We start from the raw sequence: 7,851 nt of genomic DNA on the forward strand, positions 1-7,851 counted from the left end.
ACCATGCGAACCGTGGACTCACTCCCGCACCAGGTCCGCGAGGACGAGTACGTCCGCATCCCGATGAGCGACGGGACCCGCCTGGCCGCCCGCATATGGCGCCCGGTGGACAGCGAACAGGCCCCGGTACCGGCGATCCTGGAGTTCATCCCTTACCGGCGCCGGGACCTGACCGCGCAGCGTGACTCCATCCACCACCCGTACATGGCCGGGCACGGCTACGTCTGCGCACGCGTGGACCTGCGCGGCACCGGCGACTCCGAGGGTGTCCTGGAGGACGAATACCTCGAACAGGAACTCTCCGACGCCGAGGACGTCCTGGCCTGGCTCGCCGACCAGCCCTGGTGCGACGGGAACACCGCGATGATGGGTATCTCCTGGGGCGGGTTCAACGCCCTGCAGGTGGCCGCCCGCCGGCCCCGGAGCCTGGGAGCGATCGTCACCGCTTCCTCCACCGACGACCGCTACTCCGACGACGTGCACTACATGGGCGGATGCCTGCTGGGCGACAACCTCTCCTGGGCCTCCACCATGTTCGCCTACAACTCCAGCCCTCCCGACCCCGAGCTGGTGGGTGAGCGCTGGCGGCAGATGTGGCACGAACGGTTGGAGCACAGCGGCCTGTGGCTGGACACCTGGCTGCGCCACCAGCGCCGCGACGACTTCTGGAAACACGGCTCGGTCGCCGAGGACCTGGGCGCCATCGACATACCCGTCATGGCCGTCAGCGGGTGGGCCGACGGCTACTCCAACTCCGTCTTCCGCCTGATGGCCGGGCTGGACGTGCCCAGGCTGGGCCTGCTCGGGCCCTGGTCGCACAAGTACCCGCACCTGGGCCAACCCGGCCCCGCCATCGGTTTCCTGCAGGAGCTGGTGCGCTGGTGGGACCGCTGGCTCAAGGGCATCGACAACGGCATCATGGACGCGCCGATGCTGCGCGCGTGGATGCAGGACAGCGTCGAGCCCTCCACCGAGTACGAGGAACGCCCGGGCCGCTGGGTGGGCGAGAACACCTGGCCCTCCCCCAGCGTGGAACCGCTCGTCCGCTCTCTCGAACACGGGCGCATCCTGCGTGAGGGCACCGAACCCGACCACGAACGCGGGCCCATGACCCTGTCCTCACCGCTGTCGACGGGACAGTACGCGGGCAAGTGGTGTTCCTACAACGCCCCGCCCGACCTGCCCGCCGACCAGCGCGAGGAGGACGGCGGCTCGATGGTCTTCGACAGCGGCCCTCTGAGCGAGAGGGTGGAGATCCTGGGCTCGCCCGTGGTCGACCTGGACCTGTCCGTGGACCGGCCCGACGCCATGGTCGCTGTACGCCTGTCCGACGTCGCACCCGACGGCAAAGCCACACGTGTGACCTACGGGCTGCTCAACCTCACCCATTCCGAAAGTGACGAGTTCCCGCAGCGGCTCGAGCCCGGGCGCCGCTACCGCGTCTCGGTCTCCCTCAACGGGGTGGCCCAGGCCTTCCCGCCCGGCCACCGCATCAGGGTCGCGGTCTCCACTTCCTACTGGCCCCTGGCCTGGCCCTCACCCGAACCGGTCATGCTCTCGGTCCATCCCGGAGAGCACACCCAGGTACTGCTGCCGGTGCGCTCGAACGGGCAGGCCTCGGGGCCCGAACCCGAACCCTTCCAGGAACCCGAGGGCACTGCGCCCCTCCGCACCGAGCCGGTCACGCCCGGCGAACAGCGCTGGGACATCTCCCACGACCTCGTCAACTACCGCTCCTCACTGAACGTGGTCAAGGACCTGGGGACGGTGCTCTTCGACAACATCGACCTGCAGGTGACCAGGCGCGCGGTCGAGGACTACAGCTGGATCGGCAACCGGTACGACACCGTACGCGGGGAGACCGTCTGGACCATGGGCTTCGAGCGGGGCCCGTGGTCGGTACGCACCATCACCCGCACGGTCCTGACCTCGACCGCCACCCACTTCCACCTGCACGCCACCCTGGACGCCTACGAAGGGGATGAGCGCGTGGCGTCGAAGATCTACTCCTCGGAGATCCCCAGGGACCACGTCTGAGCGCGAGGGTGAGCTGCGGCACTTCCTGTGCGCCAGGTCATCATTACCGGCCGGTCACCCTTACATTGGGCTGGGTCACCACGACCAGCCCACAAGGGGGACATGTGCTCTACGGTGCGCTGCGCCGGACCGCGGCGACCCTCGCCCGGACGGCCTGCCGACCGACCGTCCGGGGTCGGGAGAACGTGCCCGCCCGGGGCCCGGTCCTGCTGGCCAGCAACCACTTGTCCTTCGTCGACAGTGTCGTCATCCCCCTGTCGCTGCCCCAGCGCCCCGTCCGCTTCCTGGCCAAGAGCGACTACTTCGAGGGCCGCGGCCTCAAAGGGTGGGCCACCCGCACCACCTTCGGCACCCTGGGCGCCATGCCGGTGCGCCGCGACAGCGCACGGGATGCCATGCTCACCCTGCAGATGATGTTGGAACGCCTGGCCGAGGGCCAGGCCTGCGTGGTCTACCCCGAAGGCACCCGTTCACGCGACGGCCGCCTGTACCGAGGGCGCACCGGTATCGCCCACCTGGCCATGGAATCCAAGGCCCCGGTGGTACCGGTGGCCCTCTCCGGTACCCAACAGGTCCAACCCATCGGCGCGAACGTGCCCCGCCCCCGCCACTTCGAGGTGGACTTCGGCCGTCCCATGGACTTCACCACCGGCTACGACCACCTCGCCCCCGGCAAGGCCCGCCGCCTCATCACCGACGAGGTCATGGACGCCATCGCCGACCTGTCCGGGCAGGAACGCGCCCCGGGCTACAACGGCTCCGGTTCCGAAGGCTGAGAGAACGCCCCTACGGGCACGGGTCGGCCAGGAACCGGTCCGGCGTCAACGGGAGCTCACGCACCCGCACCCCGGTGGCGTGGTGGGCGGCGTTGGCCACCGCGGCGGCCGCTCCCACGGTCCCGATCTCGCCCACCCCGCGCGAACCCATCGGGGTGGCACGGGTGTCGGACTGCTCCAACCACCCGGCCTGCACACTGTCCACGTCGGCGTTGACCGCCACGTGGTACTGGGCCAGGTCGTGGTTGACCACATGCCCCCGCCGCTCGTCCAGCACACTGCGCTCGTGCAGGGCCATCGACAACCCCATGACCATGCCGCCGACCAGCTGGGAACGGACGGTACGGGGGTTGATCACCCGCCCCACCGACAACAGCCCGTACATGCGCGGCACCCGCACCTCCCCGGTGTCGGCGTTGACCCACGCCTCCGTGAAGTGGACACCGAAGGGGAGACCGCGCACCCGGTCTCCACCGTGCCGTGCTCTCCCCGGAAAGCGCGGGCCGCGGCCACCACCGCCGGACAGATCTGCCCGGTGACCGGCTCAGGGGCGCCGTCCGGTCAGCGCGATCAGACGGTCCTGGGTGGAAGCCTCCTCACCGACCGCCACGGGCTCGTCGAAGATACCCGCGAAGGAGTTGGACTCACCGAAGCCCTGCTTCTGCGCCCACCCGTACACGTGCTCGACCAGGTCCGGGTCCAGCGTCTCCTGCGCCCCCAGGGCACGCGCCAGGTCCCAGGCGTGCACGGTCAGGTCGAAGGTCATCTGCCACAGGTACACCTCACCCGGGGCATCACCGAAGGACAGGTGCACGGTCGCCTCCAGCGAGGAGGGCGCCAGCCACGCGGTACGGGCCTCCCGGGCTGCCAGCTCCCACGTGGCCACCGGCTCCTCACCCAGGTTGTCACCGTCGAAACGGTCGCCGATCTCCTCCATGCGCGTACCGGCCACCAGGTGGGGCACCCACAGCTGTTCGGTGGTCAGATGGTTGACCAGGTCATGCACGTCCCAATCGTTGCAAGGGGTGGGCAGGGCCCAGTCGGTGAGCGAGACGGCCTTGACCCGCCGGTCGAACTCTCCCATGGCCGTTCCGTGCAGATCGATCAGTGCACTCATGTGCGCACCCCCCGGTGACGAAGTATGTGGTGACAGGCCGAAGCGCCCCAGTTGCGGGCCGCCCGGCCCGGGCCAACGTACACCAGCGGCCCCGGGCAACGGTGCGCCCGGGGCCGCGCGGGAACGCTCCGGTCAGTGCGCCGGGGCCTGCTCGGTGTCCGCGGTGGAGCCGCGCACGAAGAAGGTCGCGGCAAAGGCCAGCACGGACACGACCGCACCGATGGTGAAGGCGGTGTTGATACCGGCCGCCTGCGCGGCGACCTCGCCCGTACCGCCCGCCATCAGCCCCGCAGCGGTCGCCGACATGACGGTGGTGAAGGTCGCGGTCCCCGCGGCCCCGGCCACCTGCTGGATCGTACCGACCACGGCGCTGCCGTGGGAGTAGAGCTTCTGGTCCAACGAACCCAGGGCACCGGTCAGCAACGGCGTGAACATCAGCCCCAGCCCCACGCTCATGACCACGTGCGTGCCCACCACCACCACGGGCGCGGTGTCGGTGTCGAAGACCACCACCATCGTCCACAGCACCACCGAGACCAGAGCGGCACCGGGGATGATCAACGGGCGCGCCCCGATCCGGTCGTACAGGCGCCCCACGAACGGGGCGAGCAGACCCATGACCAGACCGCCGGGCAGCATGACCAGCCCTGTCGCCAGGGTGTCCAGCCCCAGCACGTACTGCATGTAGACCGGCAGCAGGATCAGCGTTCCGAACAGCGCCAGGAAACTGCCCGCCACCAGACCGATGGAGACGGAGAACTGGCGCGAACGGAACACCCGCAGGTCCAGCAGGGCCCGGTCGTTGCGCTGCAGGCGCAGCTGACGCGCCACGAACACCACCAGGGCCACCGCACCCACGGCGATGGCCGACCACGGCGGGACGGGGGCCGTGCTCCCGCCGGACTCGCCCAGGCTGGAGAACCCGTAGACCAGACCGCCGAAGGCCGGCGCCGAGACCAGCACCGAGGGCACGTCGATGCTGGCCGCCCTGGGCTCGGTGACGTTGCGGATGAACAGCGCCCCCAGCAACAGCCCGACCACGGCGATGGGCAGCACCAGACCGAAGAGCCAACGCCAGTCGAGCACGTTCAGTACCAGACCGGACAGGGTCGGCCCCACGGCCGGGGCCACCGAGATCACGATGGAGATGTTGCCCATGGTGCGCCCGCGCCGCTCGGCGGCGACCATGTTGAGCACGGTGGTCATCAGCAGCGGCATCATGATGGCCGTGCCGGATGCCTGCACGATGCGTCCCAGCAACAACAGGGCGAAACCCGGCGCGAGGAAACAGACGAGTGTGCCCAGCGTGAACAGGCTCATCGCGGTGATGAAGACCTGCCTGAGGTGGAAGCGCTGCAGCAAGTATCCGGTAACGGGGATAACCACGGCCATGACCAGCATGAACGCCGAGGTCAGCCACTGCCCGGTGGACACCGGGATCCCCAGGTCCCGGTTCAGGGCAGGCAGTGCCACAGCCATGATCGTCTCGTTGAGGATGACGATGAAGGCCGAGACCAGAAGAAGTGGGATCACGAGTTTGTCGGCGCTCTGGGCGCGCTGGGGTTCGGCCGCGTCGGCGGCGTCAGGGGTGGGCTGCCCGGTCACAGGTGTCCTCGGTCGTGTCGTGGTGGTCGGGGTCGGCGGTCCGCCGGGGGATGAATTTTGCAGACCGTGCAATGCAACCCGTCATGGTAATCAGGCATTCCTGTCCCGCGACACTGATTTTCCGACCGCGCAGGCGTGAGACACGCCTCAGACCACACGGCAGCGACCACACGCCCGCAGCACCCGCCGCTCCCCCGGCACACGCCGCCCCCGCCCGGCCGACCCCGTGCCGGCACCACGCCCCTTCCGCGCAGCCGGCCCGCTCCACCCCACCGCGCCGACCCGCAAGAGCCCGCCCGAGCCCGCCGGGGTGGCACGTGACACCCCCGCCACCAGCCACTACATCCCCGAACCACCCCTAAACTCGACCCCCGTGCCCCGAGGCGGCACACGAAGAGCGCCACGGCCCGCCCGAGCCCGCCCCGATCAGAGAGCCAGCCGCGCACGACGCGCAGGAGCCAGGACCGCCGTCTTCGTACCGACGCCCCGCACCTTCCGCGACAGGGCGCCGACCTTCGCCTTTCCGCACCGCAGCACACCTGTGCGCTCAGCAGCGTGCGTTCCCGACCGAGAAGAGTCACCTTTTCCATGTTCTCCAGCCTGCGAACACGTGTGTCCTCCCGTGGCGGACACCCCGACCCCTGGGTCATCGCCGTCACCGGCGGCACACTCGTAGCGTTCGTGGCCGCCGCCCTGGCCGCACCCGAAGCGGTCAGCTCCGCCATCGACACCGCCTTCGGCTGGTCCGCCGCCTGGTTCGGCGCCTACTGGCAACTCCTGCTCGTGGCCACCTTCGCCACCATGACCGTGCTCGCACTGTCCCGCTACGGGCGCGTACGCATGGGCGGAGACGTCGCCCCCGCCTTCACCTGGTTCCGCTGGGTCGCGATGATCCTGACCACCCTGCTGGCCGCCGGAGGGGTCTTCTGGGCCGCCTCCGAACCCATCGCCCACTACGTCGACGCACCACCCCAGTACGCCGGCTCCGCCGGCGGCATGGAAGGCGCCGCCCTGGCCATGGCCCAGTCCTTCACCCACTGGGGCTTCGGCGCCTGGGCCATCGGCGGCTCCCTGGCCACCCTCGTCATGATGCGCGGCGCGGAGAAGGGCCTGCCCCTGCGCCCGCGCACCCTGCTCTGGCCCCTGATGGGCGAGCGCGTACGCACCCACTGGGTCGGCACCCTCGCCGACATCGCCTGCGTCCTGGCCGTGGTCGCAGGCACCGTCGGACCCATCGGTTTCCTGGGCCTGCAGGTCTCCTACATCGCCGGTGAGGCCTTCGGCCTGCCCAACGGCTACGCCACCCAGGCCGTGGTCATCATCGGCCTGGCCCTGATCGCCACGGTCTCGGTCCTGACCGGCCTGACCCGCGGCATCGAACTACTGAGCCGCATCAACATCTACGGCGCCATCGCCATGGTCCTGGCCATCGTCGCCCTGGCCTCGGCACCCTTCGTCATCGATCTGTACCTGCAGGCCGGCGCGGTGCACCTGCGCGAACTGGCACCCATGATGCTCTTCCGCGGCGACACCGAATGGCTCGGCTACTGGACCGTCTTCTTCGCCGGCTGGTTCATCGGCTACGGCCCACTCATGGCCATCTTCATCGCCCGCATCTCCCGCGGACGCACCGTCCGCCAGATCTACATCGGCGCCACCCTGCTCCCGACCGTGGTCACCTCCGTGTGGTTCACCGCCCTGGGCGGCAGCGGCCTGTGGCTGGAGATCCAGAACCCGGGCACCGTCTCCGACGCCTACGCCCAGGACGGCCTGCCCGCCGCCGCCCTGGCCATCGTCCAGGCCCTGCCCCTGAGCGCGGTCATGGCCGTGCTCATGGTCGTGGTGACGCTGGTCTTCTTCGCCTCGACCATGGACACCATGTCCTACGCCATCTCCCTCTCCAGCGTCCACTCCGGTGAGCCTTCCCTGCTGGTACGCGCCTTCTGGTGCATGGGCATGGGCGTGGCAGCCGCCGTGCTGCTGCTCATCGGCGACGGGGGCGTGGAGGCCCTGCAGTCCTTCATCGTCGTCAGCGCCGTCCCCGTCGGCCTGGTGCTGCTGCCGTCCGTGTGGGGCGCACCCCGCCTGGTGCGGCAGATGGCCGTGGAACAAGGTGTGGTGCACCCGCCCGTGCCCAAGCCCACCGCGCAGGCCGCCGACCAGGCCGGCCTGGAGTCCGTGACCGTCGGCACCGACAAGGAGTGAGTCCGGCCCGCACCATAACGGGGGCCGCACCATAACGGGGCCGGACCACCCACAGGTGGCCCGGCCCCCGCTCGCATCCGGCCCCTGGCACGGCCGTCCCGCGGCGGGGGG

Annotated in this window: 6 protein-coding genes; 3 read left to right on the forward strand and 3 right to left on the reverse strand. The window is 70.0% G+C overall.

The window, feature by feature from the left end; genetic code table 11:
* Positions 1-3: 3 nt before the first annotated feature.
* The gene (locus D456_RS0117050) at positions 4-2,037 is read left to right on the forward strand and encodes a CocE/NonD family hydrolase (protein WP_017577392.1); all 2,034 of its coding nucleotides are present in this window, start codon (positions 4-6) and stop codon (positions 2,035-2,037) included.
* A gap of 104 nt (positions 2,038-2,141) precedes the next feature.
* Positions 2,142-2,813 carry a lysophospholipid acyltransferase family protein gene (locus D456_RS0117055; protein WP_017577393.1) on the forward strand — a complete coding sequence of 224 codons (672 nt, stop codon included), beginning with the start codon at positions 2,142-2,144 and terminating at the stop codon, positions 2,811-2,813.
* A 10-nt stretch (positions 2,814-2,823) separates the two neighbouring features.
* Here D456_RS0117055 and D456_RS24405 read toward each other — a convergent pair whose 3' ends face one another.
* The 3 genes from D456_RS24405 to D456_RS0117070 all read right to left on the reverse strand — a co-directional run bounded on the left by D456_RS24405 (position 2,824) and on the right by D456_RS0117070 (position 5,535).
* Complete coding sequence (locus D456_RS24405; protein ID WP_017577394.1) at positions 2,824-3,276, reverse strand: molybdopterin cofactor-binding domain-containing protein; 453 nt, start codon at positions 3,274-3,276, stop codon at positions 2,824-2,826.
* 81 nt (positions 3,277-3,357) lie between these two features.
* Positions 3,358-3,930, reverse strand: a complete 573-nt coding sequence (locus D456_RS0117065; RefSeq protein ID WP_017577395.1) for a TIGR03086 family metal-binding protein — start codon at positions 3,928-3,930, stop codon at positions 3,358-3,360.
* A 132-nt stretch (positions 3,931-4,062) separates the two neighbouring features.
* Positions 4,063-5,535: an MDR family MFS transporter gene (locus D456_RS0117070; RefSeq protein WP_017577396.1), complete on the reverse strand. Its 1,473-nt coding sequence runs from the start codon at positions 5,533-5,535 to the stop codon at positions 4,063-4,065.
* A 588-nt stretch (positions 5,536-6,123) separates the two neighbouring features.
* On the opposite strand from D456_RS0117070, the gene D456_RS24410 reads away from it, so the two are divergent.
* Positions 6,124-7,740 (forward strand): BCCT family transporter, encoded by a 1,617-nt coding sequence (locus tag D456_RS24410; protein WP_017577397.1) that lies wholly within the window; start codon positions 6,124-6,126, stop codon positions 7,738-7,740.
* Positions 7,741-7,851: the final 111 nt, after the last annotated feature.

The organism is Nocardiopsis kunsanensis DSM 44524 (assembly GCF_000340965.1).
Lineage (GTDB): Bacteria > Actinomycetota > Actinomycetes > Streptosporangiales > Streptosporangiaceae > Nocardiopsis > Nocardiopsis kunsanensis.